Origin of the sequence: Xanthomonas sp. WHRI 10207, from assembly GCF_040202975.1 — a bacterium.
In the GTDB taxonomy this organism is placed as follows: domain Bacteria; phylum Pseudomonadota; class Gammaproteobacteria; order Xanthomonadales; family Xanthomonadaceae; genus Xanthomonas.
This window is the reverse complement of the sequence record NZ_JBEGDX010000008.1, coordinates 66,477-91,366: the sequence shown is the minus strand read 5'-3', so window position 1 is coordinate 91,366 and position 24,890 is coordinate 66,477. Positions and strand designations below refer to the sequence as shown.

General features: G+C 65.1%; 22 protein-coding genes. 8 read left to right on the top strand and 14 right to left on the bottom strand.

From position 1 onward, the window contains the following. Positions 1–56 precede the first annotated feature (56 nt). Both ABQU90_RS20680 and ABQU90_RS20675 read left to right on the top strand, forming a co-directional pair. Positions 57–1,238 carry a putative acyl-CoA thioester hydrolase gene (locus ABQU90_RS20680; RefSeq protein WP_323522672.1) on the top strand — a complete coding sequence of 394 codons (1,182 nt, stop codon included), beginning with the start codon at positions 57–59 and terminating at the stop codon, positions 1,236–1,238. A 389-nt stretch (positions 1,239–1,627) separates the two neighbouring features. After that, positions 1,628–3,298: a glycoside hydrolase family 28 protein gene (locus ABQU90_RS20675; protein ID WP_323522671.1), complete on the top strand. Its 1,671-nt coding sequence runs from the start codon at positions 1,628–1,630 to the stop codon at positions 3,296–3,298. A 180-nt stretch (positions 3,299–3,478) separates the two neighbouring features. On the opposite strand, the gene ABQU90_RS20670 is transcribed toward ABQU90_RS20675, so the two are convergent. The 6 genes from ABQU90_RS20670 to efp all read right to left on the bottom strand — a co-directional run bounded on the left by ABQU90_RS20670 (position 3,479) and on the right by efp (position 8,499). Continuing rightward, the gene (locus ABQU90_RS20670; RefSeq protein WP_323522670.1) at positions 3,479–4,168 is read right to left on the bottom strand and encodes an isoprenoid biosynthesis enzyme family protein; all 690 of its coding nucleotides are present in this window, start codon (positions 4,166–4,168) and stop codon (positions 3,479–3,481) included. 28 nt (positions 4,169–4,196) lie between these two features. Then, a complete protein-coding gene (locus tag ABQU90_RS20665; protein WP_349780890.1) occupies positions 4,197–4,862 on the bottom strand; it encodes a phosphoglycolate phosphatase in 666 nt (221 codons plus the stop codon). Positions 4,863–4,974: 112 nt separating this feature from the next. After that, complete coding sequence (ubiG, locus tag ABQU90_RS20660; protein WP_055852321.1) at positions 4,975–5,694, bottom strand: bifunctional 2-polyprenyl-6-hydroxyphenol methylase/3-demethylubiquinol 3-O-methyltransferase UbiG; 720 nt, start codon at positions 5,692–5,694, stop codon at positions 4,975–4,977. Between the two features lie 29 nt (positions 5,695–5,723). Next, positions 5,724–7,061 (bottom strand): TRZ/ATZ family hydrolase, encoded by a 1,338-nt coding sequence (locus ABQU90_RS20655; protein ID WP_323522668.1) that lies wholly within the window; start codon positions 7,059–7,061, stop codon positions 5,724–5,726. A gap of 17 nt (positions 7,062–7,078) precedes the next feature. Continuing rightward, positions 7,079–7,927 carry a PA3715 family protein gene (locus ABQU90_RS20650; RefSeq protein WP_323522667.1) on the bottom strand — a complete coding sequence of 283 codons (849 nt, stop codon included), beginning with the start codon at positions 7,925–7,927 and terminating at the stop codon, positions 7,079–7,081. Positions 7,928–7,932: 5 nt separating this feature from the next. Beyond that, the gene (gene efp / locus ABQU90_RS20645; protein WP_055851998.1) at positions 7,933–8,499 is read right to left on the bottom strand and encodes an elongation factor P; all 567 of its coding nucleotides are present in this window, start codon (positions 8,497–8,499) and stop codon (positions 7,933–7,935) included. A gap of 101 nt (positions 8,500–8,600) precedes the next feature. Here efp and epmB point away from each other — a divergent pair, with 101 nt between their 5' ends. Continuing rightward, entirely contained in the window at positions 8,601–9,629 is a 1,029-nt protein-coding gene (epmB, locus tag ABQU90_RS20640; protein ID WP_323522666.1) for an EF-P beta-lysylation protein EpmB, read from the top strand. A gap of 252 nt (positions 9,630–9,881) precedes the next feature. Here epmB and ABQU90_RS20635 read toward each other — a convergent pair whose 3' ends face one another. From ABQU90_RS20635 to ABQU90_RS20625, 3 genes are read right to left on the bottom strand one after another with little or no spacing between them, the layout of a single operon-like run. Next, complete coding sequence (locus tag ABQU90_RS20635; RefSeq protein WP_055851992.1) at positions 9,882–11,999, bottom strand: putative bifunctional diguanylate cyclase/phosphodiesterase; 2,118 nt, start codon at positions 11,997–11,999, stop codon at positions 9,882–9,884. Next, complete coding sequence (locus tag ABQU90_RS20630; RefSeq protein WP_311238597.1) at positions 11,996–12,925, bottom strand: phosphate/phosphite/phosphonate ABC transporter substrate-binding protein; 930 nt, start codon at positions 12,923–12,925, stop codon at positions 11,996–11,998. The genes ABQU90_RS20635 and ABQU90_RS20630 overlap by 4 nt, the downstream gene beginning before the upstream one ends. A gap of 51 nt (positions 12,926–12,976) precedes the next feature. Next, positions 12,977–13,741, bottom strand: coding sequence for an RNA methyltransferase (locus ABQU90_RS20625; protein WP_115559012.1), 765 nt, complete (start codon positions 13,739–13,741; stop codon positions 12,977–12,979). 116 nt (positions 13,742–13,857) lie between these two features. Between ABQU90_RS20625 and ABQU90_RS20620 the strand changes: the two genes are divergently transcribed. After that, a complete protein-coding gene (locus ABQU90_RS20620) occupies positions 13,858–14,691 on the top strand; it encodes an inositol monophosphatase family protein (protein ID WP_005994417.1) in 834 nt (277 codons plus the stop codon). Positions 14,692–15,034: 343 nt separating this feature from the next. Here ABQU90_RS20620 and ABQU90_RS20615 read toward each other — a convergent pair whose 3' ends face one another. Next, positions 15,035–15,646, bottom strand: coding sequence for a superoxide dismutase (locus ABQU90_RS20615; protein WP_323522665.1), 612 nt, complete (start codon positions 15,644–15,646; stop codon positions 15,035–15,037). A 263-nt stretch (positions 15,647–15,909) separates the two neighbouring features. Here ABQU90_RS20615 and ABQU90_RS20610 point away from each other — a divergent pair, with 263 nt between their 5' ends. Both ABQU90_RS20610 and ABQU90_RS20605 read left to right on the top strand, forming a co-directional pair. Next, positions 15,910–16,350 carry a ribonuclease gene (locus ABQU90_RS20610; protein WP_311238600.1) on the top strand — a complete coding sequence of 147 codons (441 nt, stop codon included), beginning with the start codon at positions 15,910–15,912 and terminating at the stop codon, positions 16,348–16,350. Further along, positions 16,347–16,772: a barstar family protein gene (locus ABQU90_RS20605; RefSeq protein ID WP_323522664.1), complete on the top strand. Its 426-nt coding sequence runs from the start codon at positions 16,347–16,349 to the stop codon at positions 16,770–16,772. Before ABQU90_RS20610 ends, ABQU90_RS20605 begins: the two co-directional genes overlap by 4 nt. A 190-nt stretch (positions 16,773–16,962) precedes the next feature. On the opposite strand, the gene ABQU90_RS20600 is transcribed toward ABQU90_RS20605, so the two are convergent. Then, positions 16,963–18,858 (bottom strand): ATP-binding cassette domain-containing protein, encoded by a 1,896-nt coding sequence (locus tag ABQU90_RS20600; RefSeq protein ID WP_323522663.1) that lies wholly within the window; start codon positions 18,856–18,858, stop codon positions 16,963–16,965. A 108-nt stretch (positions 18,859–18,966) separates the two neighbouring features. Here ABQU90_RS20600 and dbpA point away from each other — a divergent pair, with 108 nt between their 5' ends. After that, complete coding sequence (gene dbpA / locus ABQU90_RS20595) at positions 18,967–20,343, top strand: ATP-dependent RNA helicase DbpA (RefSeq protein ID WP_055851976.1); 1,377 nt, start codon at positions 18,967–18,969, stop codon at positions 20,341–20,343. A 355-nt stretch (positions 20,344–20,698) separates the two neighbouring features. Here dbpA and ABQU90_RS20590 read toward each other — a convergent pair whose 3' ends face one another. Then, complete coding sequence (locus ABQU90_RS20590) at positions 20,699–21,259, bottom strand: adenine phosphoribosyltransferase (RefSeq protein ID WP_055851973.1); 561 nt, start codon at positions 21,257–21,259, stop codon at positions 20,699–20,701. Between the two features lie 92 nt (positions 21,260–21,351). Continuing rightward, positions 21,352–22,908 (bottom strand): protein adenylyltransferase SelO, encoded by a 1,557-nt coding sequence (locus tag ABQU90_RS20585; protein ID WP_323522662.1) that lies wholly within the window; start codon positions 22,906–22,908, stop codon positions 21,352–21,354. 280 nt (positions 22,909–23,188) lie between these two features. On the opposite strand from ABQU90_RS20585, the gene ABQU90_RS20580 reads away from it, so the two are divergent. Then, positions 23,189–24,064, top strand: coding sequence for an alpha/beta hydrolase (locus ABQU90_RS20580; protein WP_323522661.1), 876 nt, complete (start codon positions 23,189–23,191; stop codon positions 24,062–24,064). A gap of 109 nt (positions 24,065–24,173) precedes the next feature. Here ABQU90_RS20580 and ABQU90_RS20575 read toward each other — a convergent pair whose 3' ends face one another. Then, the gene (locus tag ABQU90_RS20575) at positions 24,174–24,872 is read right to left on the bottom strand and encodes a glutathione S-transferase family protein (RefSeq protein WP_323522660.1); all 699 of its coding nucleotides are present in this window, start codon (positions 24,870–24,872) and stop codon (positions 24,174–24,176) included. Between the last annotated feature and the right edge of the window lie 18 nt (positions 24,873–24,890).

The following is a 24,890-nucleotide window of genomic DNA, read 5'->3' as shown; positions in this document are numbered from 1 at the left end:
CATCTGCGGTGCCCCCACGTGTCTGTATGCGTCCCTTCCCAAAAGAGCGCCACACCATGTCCGTCTCGCACATCCGCACGACCTGCATCGCCGCTGCACTATTGAGTCTTGTCAGCGTTGATGCGGCAGCACTCACCGGCACCGCTTCACGTCCGCAGCTCACCAGCAGCGAAGCAAGCACTTATACGATCGCCAAAGCGCTGGCCAAGGCCGGGCCGATCACTGCATTGGTCACCGACAACTGGAATCCCACTGCCGGCGTTGCCTTGCTCAGCGCGGACTATGCGGTGGCCGCGGATGGCTCCACGCGCTACCGCACCGTGCAGTCGGCGATCGATGCGGCAGTGACCGCAGGCGGCACCACGCGTCGCTACATCAGCATCAAGGCGGGCACCTATACCGAACTGGTGTGCGTGCCGACCAATGCGCCGCCGTTGACCCTGTTCGGGCTGGGTGCGGCCAAGGCCGACACCATCATCCGCTTCAACAATGCCAACCCCACGCCCAAGCCCACCGGGACGGCGAGCCATGCGTGTGCCAGCAATGCCTCGGCCGCCACGGTGGGGACATCCAACAGCGCCACGCTGACGGTGCGCGCGGCCGACTTCCAGGCACGCCATCTGCGTGTGGACAACAATTACGTCGAAGGCACCTACGCGGACAACAACCAGGCGGCTGTCGCGCTGGCAGTGCGCGGCGACAAGGCGAGCTTCGAAGATGTGCTGGTGACCGGCAACCAGGACACCTTGCTGATCAGTGCGACAAATGCAGCCAATGTCATTCGTGCGTATTTCAAGAACAGCACCATCGATGGCGATGTGGATTTCATCTTCGGCTCCGGCGTCGGCGTGTTCGACACTGCCAACATCCGCTCCACCGGCGCGCGCCTGGGAACCAGCCGAGGCGGCTATGTCTTTGCACCCAGCACGCGCCCCGGCAGCGCGTACGGCTTTCTTGCCATCAACAGCACCTTTGTCAGCCTGTCCGGTTCGCCCGACAACCAGACCTATCTGGGCCGCGCCTGGGACGAAGGCATCAGCAATCTGGGCGCTTACGTCAACGGCACCTCGCCCAATGGTCAGGTGACGGTACGCAACTCCACGCTGGGTAGCCATATCCGCAAGACCACGCCCTGGAATGCCTCCACCGCAAGCCGCCCCTATTGCAGCAGCAGCTGCACCAATTCGGCAAACCGCTTTTACGAGCACGGCAATAGCGGTGCGGGTGCCGCCGACTGAGCGATAGCCAGGACAGCTGCGCCGCTCTCCAGCAGCCTCGCAGCAAAACCTGCGTTTAGCACTGCACTCGTCGCCTGCTGGCAGCCCGCGTGATGCGGCCTGCCAGCAGGCGATATTGTTTGGCACGTCTCCGCTCCACTGATGGCCGCGCATTGCTGGATGAGGCAATGCGTTGGTTGGCTTCGGGGATGCGGTGCCGAGTTCGCCCCTCCGACGTCGGCAGCCGACACGAGGCTCCACGCTTACGGCTCCCCTAAGCGATCGACGTAGCGACATCGATACCCGCACTGCATGCACTGTGCCTCCCCCCCCACGGTCATCCAGTTGTCATGCAACGTATCGATGCCGCGCGCAGATTGCACCGCCGCGCCCCATCGGAGCACTCCCCCATGCAACCTACGTTTCCCTTTCCAGCCATCGCGCCGCTCACACTCGCCTTGTTCGGCATGACGACCTTCCAGGCCGACGCGGCGCGACCGCATGGGCAGGATGTGCCAGACACCGCGCACAGCATCTCCACCCGCTGGGGCGTGGTCCAGCAGCCGAGCTTGCCGACGCAGAGTTGCGCCACGCTCAAGGCCGCGCTGGTGCCGGTGGCCGGTTCGCTGGACACGCTGGATGCCGATCCCGCCCACTCCAAGCGCGATACCGCACGCCTGCAGGCGGCCATCGACGATTGCCCTGCCGGCAGCGCGGTGCATCTGGTCCCCGGCGATGCCGGCGAGTCCGGCCTGCTCAGTGGGCCGCTGACCATCAAGAGTGGAGTCACGTTGTGGATCGACCGCGGCGTCACCTTGTTTGGCTCGCGCAATCCGCAGGACTACGACAACGGCCTGGGCATCTGCGGCACCGCCACCAGCGACAAGGCCAAGTCGTGCAGTCCGCTGATCCACATCTCCGATGCGGCCAAGAGCGCCATCGTCGGTGCGGGCAAGATCGACGGCCGCGGCGGCAGCACGCTCACTGACGGGCCCAATGCCGGCAAGGCCAGCTGGTGGGATCTTGCGTACCTCAACGTCACCAAAGGCTTGAGTCAGCACGTGCCGCGTCTATTACAGATCGACAACAGCACCGACGTCACCTTGTACGACATCACCCTGGAAAACTCGCCCAATTTCCATGTCATCAGCGACAACGTGGTGGGCCTGACTGCGTGGGGCATCAAGATCCTGGCACCCAGCCTTGTCTATTCGCGCCCCGGCTACCAATGCCCGGCTGGCAGCACCCCGGACGTCAATCCGCACGCTACCTGCTTCACGCCAGAAACCGCCAAAAATACCGACGGGTTCGACCCCGGTCAGTCGAAGAATGTGCTGCTGGCGTACTCCTACATCGGCACCGGCGACGACGGCGTGGCGATCAAGGCGCATGCCAACAGCAAGCGCAGCATCGCCTCGGAAAACATGCTGTTCGCCTACAACCAGTTCTACTACACCCACGGGTTCTCGCTCGGCAGCGAAACCGATTCGGGCATGCGCCATATCGCCGTGCGCGGGTTGAGCATCGACGGCTTCAACGCCAACGATGTGCAGCGCGATCCGTATTCGGCCAATGGCCTGCGCATCAAGTCCGATGCCTCACGCGGCGGGCAGGTCTACGACATCAGTTTCGAGAACATCTGCATGCGCGGGGTTGCGCGCCCGTTGGTGTTCGATGCCAATTACGCCAATGCGGCGACGCGCGACAAGATCCCGCAGTTCAACGGCATTTCGCTCAGTAACGTGCATTCGCTGGGTTCGACCACATTGGGTGGCGGCGAGCTGAGTTTCTACGGATACCGTGATGCCAGCACCACCCGGCCGATCACCATCTCGCTGGACAATGTCGTGCTGGAAGGTGGCAAGGTCAGCTTCGCGCAGCCGCATTTCGGTGGGCCTGCGAGCAACCCGGGCGCGACGCACTTCACTTTCAAGGGCGGCCCGGTGAGCTTTTACGATCAGCTGACGGAATCGGTGCCCAACGATGTGCAGCTGCAAGGCAAACCCGGCCCGGGCGCGCCACTGCAATGCAATGACGCCTTCATTGCCTATCACTCGGTGCTGCCGGATTCGCCGATCTGAGTCGAATGTTCTGAGCTGCAGCACAGCAGTCACTCGCTGATGCATCGCTTGCTGCGATCAACCGATCGCAGCAAGTCATCGGCTCAAAGCCAACAATGCAACGGGCACGCATCCGGCCAGCCGGCGGCGCGCACCAGTGCGCTTGCGCGCTACGGCCGCCATACGGCCGACGCAGTACGCTCAGTCAGCGCCGCTGGCCGAGCGCCAGCTATGCCACAACTGCTGCACCGGCGGTGGATAGGCCGCCTTGCCGCCCAGCTCGCGCTGCAAGCGCAACCGCGCCAGGCGCGACCACACCCGATGCGGTCGCGCCAAGGCCGGCTTGCGTGGCCATGCGTGCAACAGCTGCGTGCGCCAGGCCACCGTGGTGACACCGCCAGGCGCGGCGCTATCGCCGGCCACGCGTTGCCGCGCATCCAGCCATTGCACCGACACCGCAGTGGCATCGCTTGGCACCGTGCGCGTAAACAGCACCGCTTCCACTGCGACCACTGCCTCGGCGAAGGCCCGTAACTGGTCCAGCGCCTGCTGCAGCGATGCCGGCTGTGCGCGTGCGACCTGCATGGTCGGCAAGGTCTCGGCCAACTGCGCCCACGGCGCGCGCACCGGCTCCAGCACGCGTCCCAACGGATGCCGCGAGCGTTGATTGGACCAATCGCGCAACTCCTGCTGCCACCACGCCAGCTTGGCGTCGGCCGGCAACGGGTCGCCGGGGATATTCATGATGTCCTCCCATTCCTGCAGCAAGGCGAACCAGGCCGCGGTCAGGTGGCGCTGCGCTGCGGGAACGAACGGCTCGGCAACCGACCACTCCGGCCAGCGGGTTCGCCACTTGTCGAGAAAACTGTCGAGAGCGCTGGATTGGCTCATGGCGGGTCCAGAAATAAGTTCAAAAGAATCAGGTCTGCGGCCACGTGGCCGGATTCCACAGCAGCTGCGGCTGGTCCACCAGCACATCGGCCTGCCAGCGCGCCGGCACATCGTCATGCAGGCGATAGCCCCACAACACCGCCACCGACGGCATGTTGGCCGCGCGCGCCGCGAGAATGTCGCGCTCGTCGTCGCCGACGTAGACGCACTGCGCAGGCGCAACGCCGATGCGTTCGGCGGCGGTCAGCAACGGCAGCGGATGCGGCTTGCGCTCGGGCAAGGTATCGCCGCCGATCAACACGGCACAGCGCTGTTGCCAACCCAGTTGCGGCAGGATCAAGCGTGCAAGAGATTCGGGCTTGTTGGTGACCACGCCCCAGATGCAGCCGGCCGCTTCCAGCCGCGACAGCAGCGCTTCGACACCATCGAACAGCTGCGAGTGGGTCCCGATCAAGCCTTCGTAGCGACGCAGGAACTCCGGCACCAGGTCGGCGCGCGCAGCGTCATCGAGCTCGGCAAAGGCCACACCCACCATCGCACGCGCGCCTTTCGACACCACCGGCCGCAGCTGCTCCAACGCAATCGGCGCACGCTCGCGCTCAGCCAGCATTGCGTTGACCGTGGCCAGCATATCCGGCGCACTGTCCAGCAAGGTGCCATCCAGATCGAACAACGCCGCATGCGGAAAACTCACGCGCCCACCACGAGTGACCAACGACAAGCAGCCCGGCAGGAATCGAAAGCCATCAAGATCGCAGCCAACCGCGGTTGCGAATGCCGAATCCCGACTCCCCAATTCCCGCCCGTCACGGCCTCACCGCATACGCCAGATAATTGACCTCGGTGCGCGAGGACAGCCGCGCCCGATTGCGCCATGGCTCGTACAGCATGCCGCTGACGTCTTGCAGCTGCAGTTCGGCGCTGCGCAACCACGCCGCAAGCTCCGATGGCTTGATGAAGTCCTTGTAGTGGTGCGTGCCCTTGGGCAGCAGCCGTGCGATGTATTCGGCACCAACCACCGCCAGCGCGAATGCGGCCGGCGTGCGATTGAGCGTGGACAGGAACAGCTTGCCGCCCGGCTTGAGCAGGCTGGCGCAGGCGCGGATGATCGCGGTCGGGTCCGGCACGTGTTCGAGCATTTCCATGCAGGTCACCGCATCGAAACTGCCCGGCTGCTCGGCTGCCAGGTCTTCCACCGACTGCACGCGGTAATCCACCTGCACGCCCGATTCCAGGCTGTGCAGCCGGGCGACTTTCACCAGCTCTGGAGCAAGATCGATTGCGGTGACCTGCGCGCCCAGGCGCGCCATCGACTCGCTGAGCAAGCCGCCACCGCAGCCGACATCCAGCACCCGTGCGCCGGCCAGTTCCTGACGTGCGGACACGTACGCAAGACGCACCGGATTGAGCGCATGCAGCGGCTTCTGCGGGCCGTCGGCGTCCCACCAGCGGTTGGCCAGCGCGGCGAATTTATCCAGCTCGGACTGATGAAAATTGCTGGAGGTGGATTGGGTCGTGGGATTCATGCGGAACTCCGGGATGCGATAACGCGCGATCAGGCGCGGACGGTGCGGATGCGTTCGCGCCATTGCCGCGCATTGGCGACCAGGGCAGCGGTATCCATGTCGATCAGCTCGCGCTGCACCAGCTTGGGCTTGCCGGCGATCCACACATCGGTGACCTGATGACGGCCGGCGGCATAGATCAATTGCGACAGCACATGATGCAGCGGCTGGGTCTCCAGCGCAGACAGATCCACGCAGACCAGATCGGCCTGTTTACCGATTTCGATCGAGCCAATCTTGTCGCCGAAGCCCAATGCACGCGCGCCGCCCAACGTGGCCGCGCGCAAGGTGGTGGCCGCATCCAGCGCGGTGGCATCGTTGGCCACGGCCTTGGCCAGGATCGCGGCAGTGCGGTTTTCGCTGAACATATCCAGATCGTTGTTGCTGGCGCAGCCGTCGGTGCCGATGGCCAGATTCACCCCTGCGCGTTGCAGCGCGCATGCCGGGCAGAAGCCCGACGCCAGCTTGAGGTTGGACTCGGGGCAATGCACCACGCTGACGCCGCGTTCGGCGCACAGATGGATTTCTGCCTCGGTGAGCTGGGTCATGTGCACAGCGATCAGGCGGTCGTTGACCAAGCCCAACCGATCCAGCCGTGCCAGCGGGCGCTGGCCGTACTGCTTCACCGAATCGGCCACTTCCTGCGCAGTTTCATGCGTGTGCAGATGCACCGGCATGTCCAGCTGATCGGCGAGCATGCGCACGCGTTCGAAGTTGGCGTCATTCACCGTATACGGCGCATGCGGTGCGAACGCGGTGCCGATCAACGGATCGTCGCGCCATTGGTCGTGCAGCTCGCCGGCCCGCGCGAAGTATTCGTCGTCCGACGATGCCCACGCGGTGGGGAAATCGATGATCACCGCGCCCACCAGCGCACGGAAACCGTGTTGCTTGTAGACCGCCGCCTGCACATCGGCAAAGAAGTAGTTTTCGTTGACGCAGGTGGTGCCGCCGCGCAGCATCTCGGCGATGGCGAGCGTGGTGCCGTCGGCCACGAACTCAGGCCCGATCACCGCCGCTTCCACCGGCCAGATGTGCTGCTGCAGCCACACCATCAGCGGCAGATCGTCGGCAATGCCGCGCAGCAGGGTCATCGGGTTATGCGTATGCGCATTGACCAGACCCGGCATCAGCGCCGCCTCCGGGCGCGAGACAGTCTGCTTCGGCGCAAAGCGCGTGCGTGCTTCGGCAGTCGGCAGGATCGCCACGATGACGCCGTTGCTGACCGCCACCGCGTGGTCTTCAAGCACCACCGCATGCGGTTCGATCGGCACCACGTAACCGGCTTCGATCAACAGGTCGCACGCTTCGGGAGGGGCATTGGTCATGAGCGTATCCATAAAGGTTAGTTGTCGAACGGCCAGCTGCGGTCGCCACCGGCCACAGGCACATAGCGCTGGCCGTTGTAGCGCAGCACCTGGCGCACGCGGCGGGTGCGTTCGGTATCGGTGTCGCTGCCAGCGGTGCTCTCCGTAGTAGCGACGTTGGCTGTCAGCACGATGTCCGCATAGCCGGCATGTGCCTGCGGCGCCATGCTCAGGCTCAGATTGGCGACTTCGGTGATGACATCGCTCCTGCCCATCATGCACGGCTCGCCTTCCACACGTTGCCAGGCATAGAGATCGCGTTGCAGCACCGGGCGCAAGTTGCGCCCCTCGCGTACCAGCAAGGTCAATGCCTGATTGCTGTAAAAATCCGGGCAGCTGGGCCCACGCGCAGCGCTATGCACCACCACGCCGATCGCGCGCACGCCTTTGGCCAGGTCATAGCGCGCCGTATCCAGGCGCAGGCTGTCGGCAGCGAGTTCGAAGGCCGCGTCCTCGCCCATTTCCTGGGCGTAAAACGCCAGCACCTTGCCGCTGGCGGCATCGAGCATGGCCACGCGCAACTCAAGGTCGCGCTCGCCAGCCACGGTCTGAGCGTCGCCGGCAAACGCGATTGCTGCAAGCCGGATGGCCGGATCGTTCGGCCACGGCTTGCAGGTCTGGGCCACTGCACGCTCGACCGGCACCGTGGCGGCAGCGCCGCCCACGACACCGGAGGTTGCAATGGCCGCAACGGCGGCCACGTCACCGGCGTCGCAAGTTGCGGCGGCCGATTGCGCAAAGGCCGGGCACGCTACGAGCGCAGCCCACAGCCCCACCAGGACACCGGCACTGCGTACCGCTCGAACAGACAGGCGTCGCGGGCGCATCCGGCTTACTTGACGCGCGCCGAATATTCGCCCGAACGCGTATCGACCTTGATGATTTCGTCCTGATTGACGAACAACGGCACGCGCACCACCGCACCGGTTTCCAGCGTGGCCGGCTTGCCGCCGCCGCCCGAGGTATCGCCGCGCACGCCCGGATCGGTCTCGGTGATCTTCAGCTCGACGAAGTTCGGCGGCTGCACCCAGATCGGCGCGGAATTCCACAACGTCACGATGCAATCTTCTTCGCCCTTGAGCCACTTCTCCGCGCCGCCCATGCCGGCCTTGTCGGTCTGCACCTGCTCGAAGGTTTCCGGGTCCATGAAGTGCCAGTACTCGCCATCGCTGTACAGGTAACGCATGTCGGTATCGACCACGTCGGCCACTTCCAGGTCATCGGTCGCCTTCATGGTCATTTCGACCACGCGGCCGGACCTGATGAAGCGGTACTTCATGCGGGTGAAGGCCTGGCCCTTGCCCGGCTTGACGTATTCGGTCTCGGTGATGACCGCCGGCTCGTTGTTGACCAGGATCTTCATGCCGTTCTTGACGTCGTTCATGCCAACAGTGGCCATGGTGCAGCTCCTCGATAAGACCACGACCCGCCACACGGTGGCCGGTCGGATTAGAATGGGGCGCCCGCCGCAACCGGCGGGCATTGGTTTTGTGACCGCACATGATAACCGCAGCCCCCGTCGCCTTACAGCCATCCCCGCCCTCCACCCTGCAGCCGCCGCGCTGGCAGCAGCAGTGGCGCGATGCCGTGCGCGACCCACGCGCATTGCTGGAACTGCTGGGCCTGGACGCGCAAGCGGCCGGCATCAGTGCAGACGCGGCCGCGCAGTTTCCGCTGCGCGTCCCGCAGGCCTTCGTGGCGCGGATGCGGCACGGCGACCTAGACGACCCGCTGCTACGGCAGGTGCTGCCGCTGGATGCAGAAATGCAGCCGGTGCCAGGCTTCGGCCTGGATGCGGTGGGCGATGCCGCCGCCAAGACGGCCGCCGGGGTGATCCAGAAATACCGCGGCCGCGCCCTGCTGATCGCCACCGGCAGTTGCGCGGTGCACTGCCGCTACTGCTTCCGTCGCCACTTCCCGTACGCAGAAGAAACTGCCGCGCGCGACGGCTGGCGTGAGGCGGTGGAGGCGATCGCTGCCGACCCGGACATCGACGAAGTGCTGCTGTCCGGCGGCGACCCGCTGTCGCTGGCCACGCCCAAACTGGTCGAACTCACCGACGCCCTGGCCGCCATCCCACACCTCAAGCGGCTGCGCATCCACAGCCGCCTGCCGGTGGTGTTGCCCGCACGCGTGGACGCGCCCCTGCTGGCCTGGCTGCGCAGCCTGCCGTGGCCGGTGGCGTTTGTGATCCACGCCAACCACGCCAACGAATTCGATGCCGACGTGGACAGCGCCATGCACGCCTTGCGCGATGCCGGGGTGCAACTGCTCAATCAGGCGGTGCTGCTGCGTGGCGTCAACGACAGCGTGGACGCCCTGGCCGCGCTGAGCGAACGCAGCTTTGCCGCCGGCGTGCTGCCTTACTACTTGCATCAGCTCGATCGCGTAGCGGGCGTGGCGCATTTCGAAGTGGACGACGCCCGCGCACGCGCCCTGCATGCGGAACTGGCCACGCGCCTGTCAGGCTATCTGGTCCCGCGCCTGGTACGCGAAATCCCAGGCGATACCGGCAAACGGCCGCTGTAACCAACCAACGCTAGCAGTGCATCGTAGGAGCGCACCCGGGCGCGACGGAGCCTTACCGATAAATCCCATCGCGCCCAGGTGCGCTCCTACGGTGGTATCCGGTTCCATATGGAGTGCGCGAAATTCCGGGCGATATCGGCAAGCCGCCGCTGTACCTACACCGCCCAAGCACTCCTCGTCGTAGGAGCGCACCCGGGCGCGACGAAGCCTCACCGGTAACGCCAATCGCGCCCAGGTGCGCTCCTACGGTGCTTAGCCCGCCGCGATCAGCTTGACCATATCGGCCGGGCTCAAGGGCCTGCTGAACCAGTAGCCCTGCCCCAGATCGCAGCCGCGCTCGCGCAACAGGTTGAACTGCGCCTCTTGCTCGATGCCTTCGGCGACTACCGTAATTCCCAGCGAGTGGGCCATGTTGATGATGGCCGTGGTCAGCGCCAGATCGTCCGGGTCGCGCTGCAGGTCGGCGATGAAGCTCTTGTCGATCTTGACCCCATCCACCGGCACCTGGCGTAGATGGCTTAACCCGGAGAAGCCGGTGCCGAAGTCATCCAGCCACACCTTCACACCGGTGCGGTGCAACTGATCGAGCAGGCTGGCGGCCATCATCTCGTCGCCGATCACCGCCGTCTCGGTCAGTTCCAGATGCAGGCGCGCGGCCGGCAACCCGGACTCGGCTAGGCACTCGGCCACGGTATCGATCAGGTCGCCGCTGCGCAGCTGCCGCGGCGACACGTTGACCGAAATAAACAGGCCCTCGCCCACTTCCGGCCACTGCGCCGCTTCCAGGCAGGCCGCGCGCAGCACCTTGGGGCCGATCATTTCGATCAACCCACTCTGCTCCGCAATATCGATAAACGTCGATGGCGCGATGGTGCCCAGCGCCGGGTGCTGCCAGCGCAGCAGCACCTCCACGCCCACCAACAGGCGGTCGCTGGTGCGGTAGATCGGCTGATACACCAGCCGCAACTCGTCGCGCTCCCAAGCGCCGCGCAGCTCGTGCTCCATATGCACGCGTCGCTCCACGGCATGGTCGGCCGCGCGGCTGTAGAAACGGTGGCAGTTTTTGCCGGCGACCTTGGCCTGGTACATCGCGATGTCGCCGTTCTTCAGCAGCGCGGTGGCATCGTTGGCATCGTCGGGGAACAGCGTGATGCCGATCGAGGTGCCTAGGAAGACTTCGCGGCCCTGCACATTCAACGGGCGGCTCAATTCATGCACCAGGCGGTCCGCCAGCTGTGCAGCGAGCAGGGTGACATCGCCGCTTTGCAGCAGGATCACAAACTCGTCGCCACCGAAGCGCGCCAGGATCGCATCGTCGCCACCCAGCGCAGAAACCGCGCGACTTATCCGGCTGGCGAACTGCAACAAGGCCTCGTCGCCCGCCTCATGACCAAGCGTATCGTTGACGCGCTTGAAGTCGTCGATATCGGCAAACAGCAGCGCCAGCTTGCTGTTGCTGCTGCGCGCGGTATTGAGCAGGTAGTCCAGACCTTCGCGAAAACCCAGGCGGTTGGTCAGCCCGGTCAGCGCATCGGTGTAGGCCATATGACGCACTTCGCGGTCGTGCCGGGCAATGCTTTCGCTCATGCGGCCGAATGCGGAAATCAGCTCGCCAATCTCGTCGTTACGCGGATGCGGCGGCAATTGCACGGCGTAGTCGCCGCGCTCGATCTGCCGCGCCGCCGCCGCCAACAGCCGCACCGGCGCCACCAGCGTGCGTTGCACATAGATCGCCAGCAGCACGCCCAGCGCCACCAACGCGGCCAGCAGCACCAGCAACCAGCCCAGATCGCGCTTGCCGATCGCATTGAGGTTCTGAACCAGGGTCAGATTGGCGCCCGACTCGATCTTGCGCACCCGCTCGCGCGACATGCCCACGCGCACCCCGCCGATGCGCTGATCGCCGATCTTGATCGGCACCGTCACGTCCAGCACCTCGGGCGAGGATTGCAGCAGCATCGCCTGCGCGGTCACCGCCTTGGCCGCGAGCGGGTCGTCCATGCGCTGACCGTAGCGCTGCAGATTGGGCGTGCCGTCATGCACCAGCAGCCCACGCCGATCGAACACCAGCACATACGTCACCACCTGCTGGCGCGAGGCATTGCGCACCAGCGCGCCTACCGCCCCCAGGTCGGAGTAATACAGCGGATTGGCCAAGCCGGAGGCAAGTTCGGTCGCCAGCGTCTCGCCGCGGGTGCGCAGGCTGCGATCGAACAGCTCGTGCAGGATCTGTGCGCTGAGCCCGCGCACCTCGCGCTGCATCGCACTCTGGCGTTGCAGCAACGACGCCAGGATCGCGCCAACCAACAGCAAGGTCAGCGCCATGACCAACAAAAAGCGTGCCTGCAACCCGAAGCGCACCTGGCTCATTCGATTTCATCCCTGACGTGCCGCAAGCCGGCGCTCAACGCATCCAGACGCCTGCGACTACCGCCATCCAGCGGGTGAAACGCGGTGGTGCCGAAAAAGCGCTTGAGCGCCGGTCCGGCCAGCGGGTCGGATGCTGCCTGCAGCAACACCACGCGCAGGCGACGCTCCACTGCCGGGTCCATGCCGGAGCGCACCATTTCCACCGCACGCGGCACCGGCGCGCTGCGGTACACGATGCGGAAATCGCGTTTGAACACTGGCGGCAGATGCCGCTCGTCGTCCCAATCGAGATTACTGAAGGCGCCGGCATCGATCAGGCGCTTGTGCACGAACGCAGCGACATTCAACTTGGAGCCGACCATCAGATAGCCCACCGAGCCCGGTACCTGAGGGTCGTCGGGCGACAGCAGCACGTCGCAGGCGATGCCGTTGCGCATCAACTCCAGCATCGGCACCAGATAACCGCTGGTGGAGGACGCAGTCTGCAATGCCAGGCTATGCCCGCGCAGTTGCGTGAGCGACTGGATCGGGCTGTCGCGGCGCACGAAGAAAACCGTGTGGAACTCGCGCACGCCGCCACGTTCGGTCATCAGCAACGGGTGCGCGCCGCCGCGCCGCTCCAGCAACATCGCCGCACCGGTGGTCTCGCTGACCCAGTCGACCCGGCCACGCCGCAAATAGCTGGACATCTGGCGCGCATCCGGCGCCATCAGGATCTCGCCACGACGAATACCCACCTCGCGCATGCGCGGAACCACGTAGTCCAGCAGTGGCTTGAGTTGATCGTAGTGCGTGGCGGGGTCATCGCTGATCCGCCCGAGCACCAATACCGAGGAGGGCGCTGCCGCAGCCGTCGCGGCCAAGCCTGCCCCGGCCACCAGCCAGCAGGCAATCAGACACCATTGTAGACCGCGCAAAACGGACACTCCCCTAGAGCCGCGGACAGCCTAGCCGAATCTGTGAAGATGTGACAGACGTCAGTTTCCGGCACGCTTGGCCAGCATCGCCATGCGCTGCGCATCGGACAGGATGCCGCGGATCAGCCGCACCTCCTGCTCGGTCATTTCCGCGCGCAACAACAGCCGTCGCAACTTGCGCATCGCCGACTCCGGCGCGCGCCCCTTGTGGAAGTCGATCTCGTCCAGGGTTTCGCCAAACTGGCCGAACATGCCTTCCAGCTGCGCATGGCTGGCCGGCCCGTCGCGCAGGCCGGCGGCGGCGGCCGGTGCTGGCTCGGCCTCGCCAGCTGCCAGCTGTGCCAGCCGTACTTCGTAGGCGAGCACCTGCACCGCCGCCGCCAGATTGAGTGAACTGAACTGCGGGTCGGATGGGATATGCACCGCCGCGTGGCAGAGCTGCAATTCGTCGTTGGTCAGGCCGGTGCGCTCGCGGCCGAACACGAACGCCACTTCGGCCGGTTCGCTCGCCTTGGCCAAGGCCCGCTGCGCACCTTCGTCCGGCAGCAACTCTTCCAAGGCCACCCGACGCGCCCGCGCCGTGCAGCCGATCACCAGCGTGCAGTCGGCTACCGCCTCGCCCAGCGTGGCGAACAGCGGCGCATCGCCCAACACGTCCTCGGCGCCGGCCGAGCGCCGATACGCGTCTTCATCTAGTGCGCGTTCGGGCGCCACCAGTACCAGCCGCGAGATACCCATGGTCTTCATCGCACGCGCGGCGGCGCCGATGTTGCCTGGATGCTGGGTACCGACAAGAACAAAACGGATGCGCTGGCTGACGGACATGAACGGAGATTGGGGAGCTATTCGGTCGTAGATGGTAAACTGCGCGGCCGGCTTTGGTGCCGGACCGCTCTTTTACCTTCGCCATTTTCGATTCTGCCTTCACGGGAGCTTTAACCATGCAGAAACCCGCCGTCACCGTCATGGTCAAAGCCGCCCGCCTCGCCGGCAATGTGCTGTTGCGTGGTATCAACAAGCTGGATGCACTCAACGTGGTGCAGAAGGGCCGCATGGACTACGCCAGCGAAGTCGATGCCGATGCCGAAAAAGTCATCATCAAGGAACTCAAGCGCGGTTACCCTGAGTACGCGGTGTTCGGTGAAGAAGGCGGCGTGCAGGGCGGCAAGAGTGGCCGCTATACCTGGGTCATCGACCCGCTGGACGGCACCAGCAACTACCTGCGCGGGTTTCCGCATTACTGCGTGTCGATCGCGCTGGTGGAAAACGGCGAACCGACCGACGCGGTGATCTTCGACCCGCTGCGCAACGAGCTGTTCACGGCCAGCCGCGGCGCCGGCGCGGTGCTCAACGACCGCCGCATCCGCATTGCCGAGCGCAAGGATCTGGAAGGCGCGATGATCCACACCGGCTTCCCGCCGCGTGAGCGCGCACGGATCAGTGCGCAGCTGAAGTGCGTCGATGCGGTGCTGGTGCAGGCCGAGGACGTGCGCCGCACAGGCTCGGCCGCGCTGGATCTGGCCTACGTGGCCTGCGGGCGCGCCGATGCCTACTTCGAAGCCGGCGTCAAAGCCTGGGACATCGCCGCCGGCGTGCTGCTGGTGCGCGAAGCCGGTGGCCGCGTCTGCGACTACAAGGGCGCCACCCCGCCGCGCATGGACAACATGGGCCCGGAAACCCAGCAGATCGTTGCCGGCAACATCAAGATCAGCGACGCGCTGCAGAAAGTCATCGTCAACACCGGCTACGCGCGCGAGTTCGACGCCAAGTTCTGATTGCCGCTCCGGCAATCGTAGGAGCGCACCCGGGCGCGACCGAGCTTTCCACCAGAAAGCCCCTCGCGCCCAGGTGCGCTCCTACATGACAGACCGCAGCAAACACAGAAGGCCGGGATCGCTCCCGGCCTTCTTGCGTTACAGCGGCAACACAACTACCCAGGAAAGTTCGACGCCAAGTTCTAATTGCCGCTCCAGCAATCGTAGGAGCGCACCCGGGCGCGACCGAGCTCCCACCAGAAAGCCCCTCGCGCCCAGGTACGCTCCTACATGACAGACCGCAGCAAACACAGAAGGCCGGGATCGCTCCCGGCCTTCTTGCGTTACAGCGTCAGCTTAAAACTCAGGCGATCGCAGCGTGGTAGCGGCGCTCGACTTCGTCCCAATTGACAGCGTTGTAGAACGCGCCGATGTATTCCGGGCGGCGGTTCTGATACTTCAGGTAGTACGCGTGTTCCCACACGTCCAGGCCCAGAATCGGCGTGTTGCCTTCAAACAGCGGGCTGTCCTGGTTGGCGGTGCTTTCCACCACCAGCTTCTTGTCCGGGGTCACGCTCAGCCATGCCCAGCCCGAGCCGAAGCGGCTGACGGCAGCCTTGGTGAAGGCTTCCTTGAACTTCTCGAAACCACCGATGTCCTTGTCGATCGCCTTGGCGACCTCGCCCTTGGGCTCACCGCCGCCGTTGGGCGACAACACGGTCCAGAACAGCGAATGGTTGGCGTGGCCACCACCGTTGTTGCGCACCGGGCCCTGCAGGTTTTCCGGCAGGCTCTTCAGCTTGGATACCAACTCGTCGATCGGCAGGTCGGCGTACTCGGTCCCTTCCAGCGCCGCGTTGACGTTGTTGATGTAGGTCTGGTGATGCTTGCTGTGATGGATTTCCATCGTCTGCGCATCGATGTTCGGTTCCAGCGCGTCGTAGGCGTAGGGCAACTGCGGAAGGGTGTAGGCCATGCGTGTCTCCTGGACTTGCCGCCCGGCGAAGACCGGGCGTTGCGGGGTAGATGGTAAGGACGCCGACGGCGCTTACCAAGGGCAGCGGCAGGGAAACTTCATCCCATTGCATCGGGTGCCGCGCCCTGTTGGCTGCACACCTTGCACCAGCCCCCGGTTACTTGGATGTGAATCGCGAAGGCGCCCTGCCGCGTTCAAAGTCGACACAGTCGCGCAGCGGCATACTTGCTCTGCCGCACACTCTTCGCTTCCGGATCGTCTTCATGCGCAAGCCCGCTTTGCTGATCGTCGCCATCGTGCTGCTCGTTGCCGGCTTATGGGGCATGCGGACGCTGCAGACGCCCAAGCCGCAGTTTGCGCCGCAGCTCAACGCACCGATCGCTGCAGCACCGCCAGCGCGTCAGGTGCCGCACTTGCCGGCCTTTTTGCCGACCGAAGCGATGGCCACCATCGTCTTGATCCAGCGCGGCGGGCCGTTTCCGTATCCGCAGGATGGCGGCGTATTCGGCAATCGCGAACACCGGCTACCGGAACGCCCGCGTGGCGACTACCGCGAATACACCGTCGACACACCCGGCAGCGCCGATCGCGGCGCACGCCGCATCGTCACCGGCGGCACCCCGCCGCAAACCTGGTACTACAGCGACGATCATTACCAAACCTTCAAATCGTTCCAGGGCCCGACCCCGGAGCAGGCGCCATGAGCGCGGGCGACTTTGCGCTGGACCTGTCCGACCCGCAGCAATCTGGCGTCTATCAGGCAGACACCGACGATCTGGACACCATGGCAGCGCTGGCGCGCGATGCTGGCTTGCGCATCCTGCGCGTGGATCTGGCCACCTGCAGCGACAAACGCATGCTGTTGATGCGCCTGGCCACCCAACTGGATTTCCCCGCCAGCTTCGGCCGCAACTGGGATGCATTGAGCGATGCGCTGCGCGACCTGGCCTGGCTGCCCTCCCCGCACGGCTATGCGTTGTTGATCGACGGCGCCGAGGCATTGGCGCAGGCAGCGCCGAATGAGCGCGATACCTTGCTGGATATTCTCGATGAAGCCGCCACTGCCTGGGCCGCTCGCGGGCTCACATTTGCAGCGTTTGTGGCGCCTGCGAGTGCTTGCGACTGAGAGCGGCTAACAAACCCTCCCGAACGCTGTTGCAATGGAGGCAACGTCTTGGCCACAAATGACGCAATGTTGGGTTAGAGCGATCAAAGACTGACGGGACCACGAAGCCGGCCGCGCCCACCTCGCGATGCCTGTTTGCCGCGCCTACCAACCCACAAGACCGGCGCGCAGTCGCGCGCCGGTCCGGCAATCAACTATCCAGCTCGCTCCAGCGCGCGAACGCTGCATCCAGCTGCGCCTGCGCATCTCCCAGCGCGGCGGTATGCGCGGCCATCGCTGCGCTGTCGCGCTGATAGAAGGCCGGGTCGTTCATCGCATTGGTGAGCGCTGCGACCTGCTGCTCCAGGCTGTCGATCAAGGCCGGCAACTGCTCCAGTTCGCGCGCATCCTTGTAGCTGAGCTTGCGCTTGGGCGCGGCATCTACCGCTGGCACCGCAACCGCCACGGGCGTGGTCGCCGCAGCCGTCGCCGAGGCCTTGGCGACGGCCATCGCATTGGTCGCCGGCGTACGCCGCTGACGCAACGAATCGCTATAACCGCCGACGTAATCGCCGATCAGGCCATCGCCTTCCATCACCAGCGTCGAGGTCACCACGTTGTCGAGGAAGTCGCGGTCATGGCTGACCAGCAGCAAGGTGCCGGTGTATTCGCCAAGCAGCTCTTCCAGCAGCTCGAGCGTTTCCACGTCCAGATCGTTGGTCGGTTCGTCCATCACCAGCAGGTTGGACGGCTGCGCAAACAACCGCGCCAGCAGCAGGCGATTGCGCTCGCCACCGGATAGCCGCGTGATCGGCGCGCGTGCGCGCTCTGGGGTGAACAGGAAATCCTGCAGATACGCATGCACATGCTTGCGCTTGCCGTTGATCTCCAGGAAATCGCGGCCTTCGGCCACGTTCTCGATCGCGCTCCAGTCCTCGCGCAGGGTCGAACGGTACTGGTCGAAGTACGCAATCTGCAGATTGGTGCCGATGCGAATTTCGCCTTCCTGCGCCTGCAGATCGCCCAGCAGCAACTTGAGCAAGGTGGTCTTGCCGCTGCCGTTGGGGCCGATCAGACCGATGCGATCGCCACGCTGGATGATGGTCGAAAAGTCCTTGACCATCGTGCGCGCACCGAACGCAAAGCCGACCTCCTTGGCCTCGATCACCTTCTTGCCGGACGACTCGCCCTGCGAGACTTCCATGCGCACATTGCCGGTCAGGTCGCGACGCTGCACGCGCTCGTTGCGCATCGATTCCAGACGTCGCACACGGCCTTCGTCGCGGGTACGACGCGCCTTGATGCCCTGGCGGATCCAGACTTCTTCCTGCGCCAGCATCTTGTCGAAACGCGCATTTTCCTGCGCCTGCGCATTGAGCCGTTCTTCGCGACGCCGCTCGTAGTTGGCCCAGTCGCCCGGCCAGCTGGTGACCTGGCCACGATCGATTTCGACGATGCGGGTCGCCAACGCACGCAGAAAGCGCCGATCATGGGTCACGAACAGCACGCTGCCGCTCCAGTTCTTCAGGAACGACTCCAGCCAATCGATCGCTTCGATATCCAGATGGTTGGTCGGCTCGTCCAGCAGCAGGACATCCGGCGAGGACACCAGCGAGCGCGCCAGCAGCACACGTCGTTTCATGCCGCCGGACAGCCGCGCAAACTCCGCATCGCCGTCCAGTTCCAGCTTGGTCAGGGTCTCGGTGACGCGTTGATCCAGCGCCCAACCGTCGGCCGCGTCGATCTTGGCCTGCACCTTGCCAAATGCATCGGCATCGAACACTTCGGCATGGCTGAGCTGATGGAACTCGGCCAGCCAGTGACCCAGTTCGCCCAGGCCATCGGCCACCACGTCGAACACGCTGCCGCCGGTACCCTGCGGCACCTCCTGCTCCAGCCGTGCGATGCGCACGCCCTGCTGCACGCGCACTTCGCCGTCGTCGGGCTTGAGCTCGCCGGCGATCAGTTTCATCAAGGTCGATTTGCCGGCGCCGTTGCGGCCGATCAGGGCGATACGCTCGCCCGGCTCGATCGTGAGGTCGGTTTTTTCCAGCAACAAGGGGCCGCCGACGCTGTAGTCGACGCTTTGCAGAGTGATTAAAGGCATGCGCCAATTGTACGGGAATCGGGAATGGTGAATCGGGAATGGAAAAAGCCGCAGCCACTACCTTTGCGATTCCCGATTCCCACTCCCGATTCCCGGCTAAAATGCGCCATGAACGAATTCTCCGCGCTGCCGCTGTCGCCGGCCCTGGCCCCCGGCATCGACGCCCTTGGCTACACCGTCCTTACTCCCATCCAGGCGCAGAGCCTGCCGCCGATCCTGCAGGGGCTGGACGTCATCGCCCAGGCACCGACCGGTAGCGGCAAGACCGCCGCGTTCGGGCTGGGCCTGCTGCAGAAGCTCGATCCTGCCTTGACCCGTGCGCAGGCGCTGGTGCTCTGCCCTACCCGCGAATTGGCCGACCAGGTCGGCAAGCAGCTGCGCAAGCTGGCCACCGGCATCCCCAACATGAAGCTGGTGGTGCTCACCGGCGGCATGCCGCTGGGCCCGCAGCTGGCATCGCTGGAAGCGCACGACCCGCAAGTGGTGGTCGGCACGCCCGGCCGCATCCAGGAACTGGCCCGCAAGCGCGCGCTGCATCTGGGCGGCGTACGCACGCTGGTGCTGGACGAAGCCGACCGCATGCTCGACATGGGGTTCGAAGAACCCATCCGCGAAATCGCCAGCCGCTGCGACAAACATCGCCAGAGCCTGCTGTTTTCGGCCACCTTCCCGGACATCATCCGCACCTTGGCGCGCGAGATCCTGAAGGACCCGATCGAAATCACCGTCGAAGGCGCCGATAACGCGCCGGAAATCGATCAGCAGTTCTTCGAGGTTGACCCGACCTATCGGCAGAAGGCGGTCGCCGGCCTGCTGCTGCGCTTCAACCCCGAATCCAGCGTGGTGTTCTGCAATACCCGCAAGGAAGTGGATGAAGTGGCCGGCTCGCTGCAGGAGTTCGGTTTCTCCGCACTCGCGCTGCATGGCGACATGGAACAGCGCGACCGCGATGAAGTGCTGGTGCGCTTCGTCAACCGCAGCTGCAATGTGCTGGTGGCCAGCGACGTGGCCGCACGCGGGCTGGACGTGGAAGACCTGGCGGCCGTGGTCAATTACGAGCTGCCCACCGATACCGAAACCTACCGCCACCGCATCGGCCGCACCGCCCGCGCCGGCAAGCGTGGGCTTGCGCTCAGCCTGGTGGCCTCACGCGAAACAGCGCGCGCGCAGGCGCTGGAAGTCGAACAAGGCCAGCCGCTGAAGTGGTCGCGTGCACCGTTGGCGACCGCGCGCCCGGCGCAGCTGCCGCAGGCGGCGATGACCACATTGCGGATTGACGGCGGCAAGACCGATAAGCTGCGTGCCGGCGACATCCTGGGCGCGCTGACCGGTGAAGCCGGACTGTCGGGCGCGGCCATCGGCAAGATCGCCATCTACCCCACCCGCTCCTACGTCGCCATCGCGCGCGCGCACGTCGCCAAGGCCTTGGCGCATCTGCACGCGGGCAAGATCAAGGGACGCCGGTTCCGGGTCAGCAAGCTCTAAGCAACGGTCACAGCCTGCGCGAGCGCATGAACCTGGATGCGGCATTGGCCGAGTTCAGCGAGTCTCACGCGACAGATAAGGCGGCCGGTGCAATGCCGGCCGCATGCGAGGCCTTGCTGGCGTTACGCCGATGCGTGCACTTGCTCGTAGCATTGACTGCCGCGATACACGATTTGGCGCGGCCAACAACCGGTAGCGCGCAGTTCTGGGCAGGCACCAGAGCATGGCCGAGAGCTGCGATGCAGACGCATTCGCGGTGCACCCCGAGGGCCATTGCGCCTGCCTGCTGGTAAGCGCACTCCGAACACCCACCGCGCCTATCTACTGGCAAGCGCGCTAGGTCAGGCGGTCGACCTCAGTAAGCCAAGGTCGCCAGCAGCGGCACATCGTTGACCCACTTCTCGCGGCCCTGCAGTGCTTTCAGCTCGACGAGCACTGCCGCGCCGACGATTTCCAGCTCCAACTGTGCGGCCAGGCTCAGCGCAGCACGCAACGTGCCGCCGGTGGCCAGCACGTCGTCGACAATCAGCACACGCGCGCCGCGTGGCAATGCGTCTTCGTGCATTTCGATGCGATCGGTGCCGTATTCCAGGGCATATTCCTGGATCAGGGTGCGCCCCGGCAGCTTGCCCGGCTTACGGACCGGCACGAACCCGGTCCGCAGTTCGCGCGCCAAGGCCGCGCCCAGGATGAAGCCGCGCGCTTCGATACCCAGCACCGCGTCCAGCGGCGTGGTGCGCCAGGGCTGCGCCATCTCATCCAGCGCAGAGGCGAAATCCGGGCCATCGGACAGCAGCGGCGTGATGTCCTTGAAGACGATCCCCGGCTTGGGGAAATCGCCGATGTCGCGAATCCGTTCCGACCAGTGATTGGGGCCGGAGGAGTTGGTGCCGGCGCAGCGGGTGCAGTCTGTCATGGTGGGATGGCGTCGTTGCCAGTGGGGACCGCCCTATTCTAGGCTGCGCAGCGCTTGACGCGGCATTTATGGCATCCGTGCGTCTGAGCGCGTCAGGAACTGCAGGACAGCATCGAACACCCGGCGCGATCGCGCGCCCACTCCGGCCGGCGGGCGGCAAACGCCGCGTTGCCTGCTTGGTCGTCATACGGCCTGCGCATGATCTCCAGCACTTCCTGCACGCCCGATGGGTCGCCCTGCTCGGCCTTGTCGATCGCCTGTTGCGCCAGGTAATTGCGCAGCACGTAGCGCGGGTTGGCCAGGCGCATCCGCTCGCGCCGCTGCTCCGGCGACAAGCTGTCCTGCTGCAGCCGAGCGGCGTAACGCTGCAACCAGTCGTGCAGCTGCGGCGCAGTGGCCAGGCGCTTGTGTTCGTCGTAGAACGCCTCGTGCAGCAGCTGCGGGTCCGGCTGCGCAGGGGCGACGTCCATCAACGCTCGGAAGGTCAGCGTCATGTCCATTTCCGCCTCGCGCATCAGATCACGCAGCGCATCGAGCAGTTGCAGGTCCTCGTCGCGGCAATCGGCCAGCCCCAACTTGGCAGCGGCGTCGTTGCGGTCGCACGCCAGATAGGTGTCGCGAAACCGGTCCAGCCCCTGCTGCAGGGGTGCGGCGTCGGCGAACAGCGGCGCCAGCGCCTGCGCCAGACGGCCCAGGTTCCAGTACGCCACCTGCGGCTGGGTGCCGAAGCGATAGCGGCGGCCCTGCGCATCGGTGGTGTTCGGGGTCCAGTCCGGGTCGTAATCGTCTATCCACCCATACGGGCCGTAATCGATGGTCAGGCCCAGGATCGACATGTTGTCGGTATTCATCACCCCGTGCACGAAGCCCACCCGCATCCAGTGCGCCACCATCACCGCAGTGCGCTCGCAGATCTGCGCGAACCACGCCGCATAGAGCGCCTCGCCACTGCCGTCCAGTTCCGGGAAATCGCGCGCAATGGTGAACTCCACCAATTGCCTTAACAGGGCGAGGTCGCCGCGCGCACTCGGCAATTCGAAATTGCCGAAGCGGATGAACGACGGCGCCACCCGGCACACAATCGCCCCCGGCTCACGCTGCGGCCGGCCGTCGTAGAACATGTCGCGTACCACTGCATCGCCGGTGGTCAGCAGACTCAACGCACGCGTGGTCGGCACGCCGAGATGGTGCATCGCTTCGCTGCACAGGAATTCGCGAATCGACGACCGCAGCACCGCCCGGCCATCGGCGCCGCGCGAATACGGCGTCGGGCCGGCGCCCTTGAGCTGCAACTCGTAACGCCCGCCATCCACACCGATCGCTTCGCCCAAGGAAATCGCCCTGCCGTCGCCCAGTTGGCCAGCCCAATGGCCGAACTGGTGACCGCCGTAATTGACAGCCCATGGCTGCATGCCCGGATACAGGCTATTACCGCCAAAGACCTCGGCAAAGCGCGCACTCGCAATCTCGGCCGCGTCCAACCCGAGGGCCTGCGCCATCTCTGCCGAATAGGCGACCACGCGCGGCGCAGCAGCCGGGGTCGGCAGCACCGACGACCAGGCGGCGCTGACCTCGCGACGGCGCGAACCGTTTTCTGGGTCGCCGGGCAACTGTTGGCGCAGGCGATTATCAAAGTGCAGCGTTGTCATATCGCAAGCCTAGGCCACCGACGGTGAACTTGACATGGGCCACCCCGCATCCGGGCGCGCGTGCGCAGCGTATCTTCACTTCGCATACCGACACCAAGCGAGTTCCTCCTGCACATGCTGGCGACAACAGATCACCGCTAATACGCGTCGCAATCGCCACACGGCCGCCGATGCAATGCGCAATTGCCGGACATCGCTGCCGATGGACGTGCACGCGATCCAGCGCGCACCACTCGTTCGCACCCGACCGACTCACGCCCCTTCCTGACCGACATCGCCCATGCCTCTTCGCGCATTCCGCTGGATCCGTCCCGCCCTCCTGCTACTCGGCTCGCTCAGCCTGACGGCCTGCAGCAGCGTGTTCTTCGGTGGCATCAATGCCGCCTCCAGCCGCGATGGCGTCGTCGAACATCCCAACCAGGTCTTCGATCCCGAACATGGTCTGGCACTGGACGTCTACCAGCCACGCGGTGTGGTGGACGCGCCGGTGGTGGTGTTTTTCTATGGCGGCACCTGGAAACACGGCAAGCGCGCCAATTATCGCTGGATGGGCCGCGCGCTGGCCCGTCAAGGTGTCGTCGCGATGGTGGCCGACTACCGCAAGTTCCCGCAGGTGGGGCTGCAAGGGTTCATGGCCGACGCCGCCAGCGCAACCGCCTGGAGCTATCGGCACGCGCATGCGTACGGCGGCGACCCCACGCGGCTGGCCGTGATGGGGCACTCGGCCGGCGCCCACATCGCCGGGCTGCTGGCAACCGATCGCAGCTGGCTGCAAGCACAAGGCTTGCAACCGCAGCAGTTGTGCGGCTTTGTCGGCCTGGCCGGGCCCTATGATTTTGCTCCGATGACCGATCCCGAAATCATCGAGATCTTCGGCACCTCGCCAGCCGATCAGGCCAAGTCGCAACCGGTGCTCTACGTCGACGGCAACGAACCGCCGATGCTGCTGTTGCACGGCGACGCCGACCGCGTCGTCGAGCCACAAAACAGCGTTGCGCTGGCCGAAGCCATGCGCAGCAAGGGAGAAAACGTGCAGGTCAAGTTTTATCCAGGCGTCGGCCATATGGGCCTGGTGCTCGCCTTCCGCAAGCCGCCGGCCGATTCGCCGGAACTTCGCGACACCGTGCAATTTCTTCGGCAGTGCAAAGCGCGCTAAGGTTGGGCTGACGACCATGATGAGCGACTGCGCGGCTGGCAGCCCCGTCATGGGCCGGTGATCTAACAGCGGCGTGGCTGCCGAAGCCACGCCGTTGTCATATCCAACCTCAGTCGTTGTTGTTGCGTCCCATCAGCGCGTAGGGACCACCTTTCTTCAGTGCAGCCTGATACGCGGGGCGCGCCTCGATACGTTCCAGAAACGCGCGCAAGCGCGGATAGTTCTCCAGCCCGCCACCACGTGCCGCCGCAGCCTGGGCCGGGAAACTCATCTGGATATCGGCAGCGGTAAATCGCTCGCCGGCAAACCAGGCACTGGCCTGCAGCGACTGCTCCATCCAGTCCAGATGCAACTTCACCTGCGGTCCGACAAAACCCGACATCGCCTTGTCCACGATGGCACGCGCAATGGGTTTGGCGAAGAACGGCATCGGCGCGCTACGGATGCGACCGAAGATCAATGTCATCAACAGCGGCGGCATGGCCGAGCCTTCGGCGTAGTGCATCCAGTAACGGAACTGCTGACGCTCCGGGGAGTCGATCGGCCGCGCAGGCGGCGACAGCGCGCATTCGGTGTCGTAGCGCTCGGTCAGATACTCGAGAATGGCGCCCGACTCGGCGATGGTCAGGCCGCCATCGACAATGACCGGCGACTTGCCCAGCGGGTGGATCGCGCGCAACTCTGCCGGCGCCAGCATGGTCTTGGGATCGCGCTCATGGCGCACGATCTGATAGGGCAGCGCCAACTCTTCGAGCAGCCACAGTACGCGCTGCGAACGGGAGTTATTGAGATGGTGAACAGTGATCATGGCAAGCGGCCGCACACG

Bases quoted from the DNA above. Each gene is read 5' to 3' on its own strand.
- ABQU90_RS20610 (WP_311238600.1), top strand. From the start codon at position 15,910: ATGCGCAAGCCCGCTTTGCTGATCGTCGCCATCGTGCTGCTCGTTGCC.
- ABQU90_RS20620 (WP_005994417.1), top strand. From the start codon at position 13,858: ATGCAGAAACCCGCCGTCACCGTCATGGTCAAAGCCGCCCGCCTCGCC.
- efp (WP_055851998.1), bottom strand. From the start codon at position 8,499: ATGGCCACTGTTGGCATGAACGACGTCAAGAACGGCATGAAGATCCTG.
- dbpA (WP_055851976.1), top strand. From the start codon at position 18,967: ATGAACGAATTCTCCGCGCTGCCGCTGTCGCCGGCCCTGGCCCCCGGC.
- ABQU90_RS20575 (WP_323522660.1), bottom strand. From the start codon at position 24,872: ATGATCACTGTTCACCATCTCAATAACTCCCGTTCGCAGCGCGTACTG.
- ABQU90_RS20675 (WP_323522671.1), top strand. From the start codon at position 1,628: ATGCAACCTACGTTTCCCTTTCCAGCCATCGCGCCGCTCACACTCGCC.
- ABQU90_RS20625 (WP_115559012.1), bottom strand. From the start codon at position 13,741: ATGTCCGTCAGCCAGCGCATCCGTTTTGTTCTTGTCGGTACCCAGCAT.
- ABQU90_RS20585 (WP_323522662.1), bottom strand. From the start codon at position 22,908: ATGACAACGCTGCACTTTGATAATCGCCTGCGCCAACAGTTGCCCGGC.
- ABQU90_RS20635 (WP_055851992.1), bottom strand. From the start codon at position 11,999: ATGAGCCAGGTGCGCTTCGGGTTGCAGGCACGCTTTTTGTTGGTCATG.
- ABQU90_RS20670 (WP_323522670.1), bottom strand. From the start codon at position 4,168: ATGAGCCAATCCAGCGCTCTCGACAGTTTTCTCGACAAGTGGCGAACC.
- ABQU90_RS20680 (WP_323522672.1), top strand. From the start codon at position 57: ATGTCCGTCTCGCACATCCGCACGACCTGCATCGCCGCTGCACTATTG.
- ubiG (WP_055852321.1), bottom strand. From the start codon at position 5,694: ATGAATCCCACGACCCAATCCACCTCCAGCAATTTTCATCAGTCCGAG.
- ABQU90_RS20600 (WP_323522663.1), bottom strand. From the start codon at position 18,858: ATGCCTTTAATCACTCTGCAAAGCGTCGACTACAGCGTCGGCGGCCCC.
- ABQU90_RS20590 (WP_055851973.1), bottom strand. From the start codon at position 21,259: ATGACAGACTGCACCCGCTGCGCCGGCACCAACTCCTCCGGCCCCAAT.
- ABQU90_RS20615 (WP_323522665.1), bottom strand. From the start codon at position 15,646: ATGGCCTACACCCTTCCGCAGTTGCCCTACGCCTACGACGCGCTGGAA.
- ABQU90_RS20655 (WP_323522668.1), bottom strand. From the start codon at position 7,061: ATGACCAATGCCCCTCCCGAAGCGTGCGACCTGTTGATCGAAGCCGGT.
- ABQU90_RS20650 (WP_323522667.1), bottom strand. From the start codon at position 7,927: ATGCGCCCGCGACGCCTGTCTGTTCGAGCGGTACGCAGTGCCGGTGTC.
- epmB (WP_323522666.1), top strand. From the start codon at position 8,601: ATGATAACCGCAGCCCCCGTCGCCTTACAGCCATCCCCGCCCTCCACC.
- ABQU90_RS20605 (WP_323522664.1), top strand. From the start codon at position 16,347: ATGAGCGCGGGCGACTTTGCGCTGGACCTGTCCGACCCGCAGCAATCT.
- ABQU90_RS20580 (WP_323522661.1), top strand. From the start codon at position 23,189: ATGCCTCTTCGCGCATTCCGCTGGATCCGTCCCGCCCTCCTGCTACTC.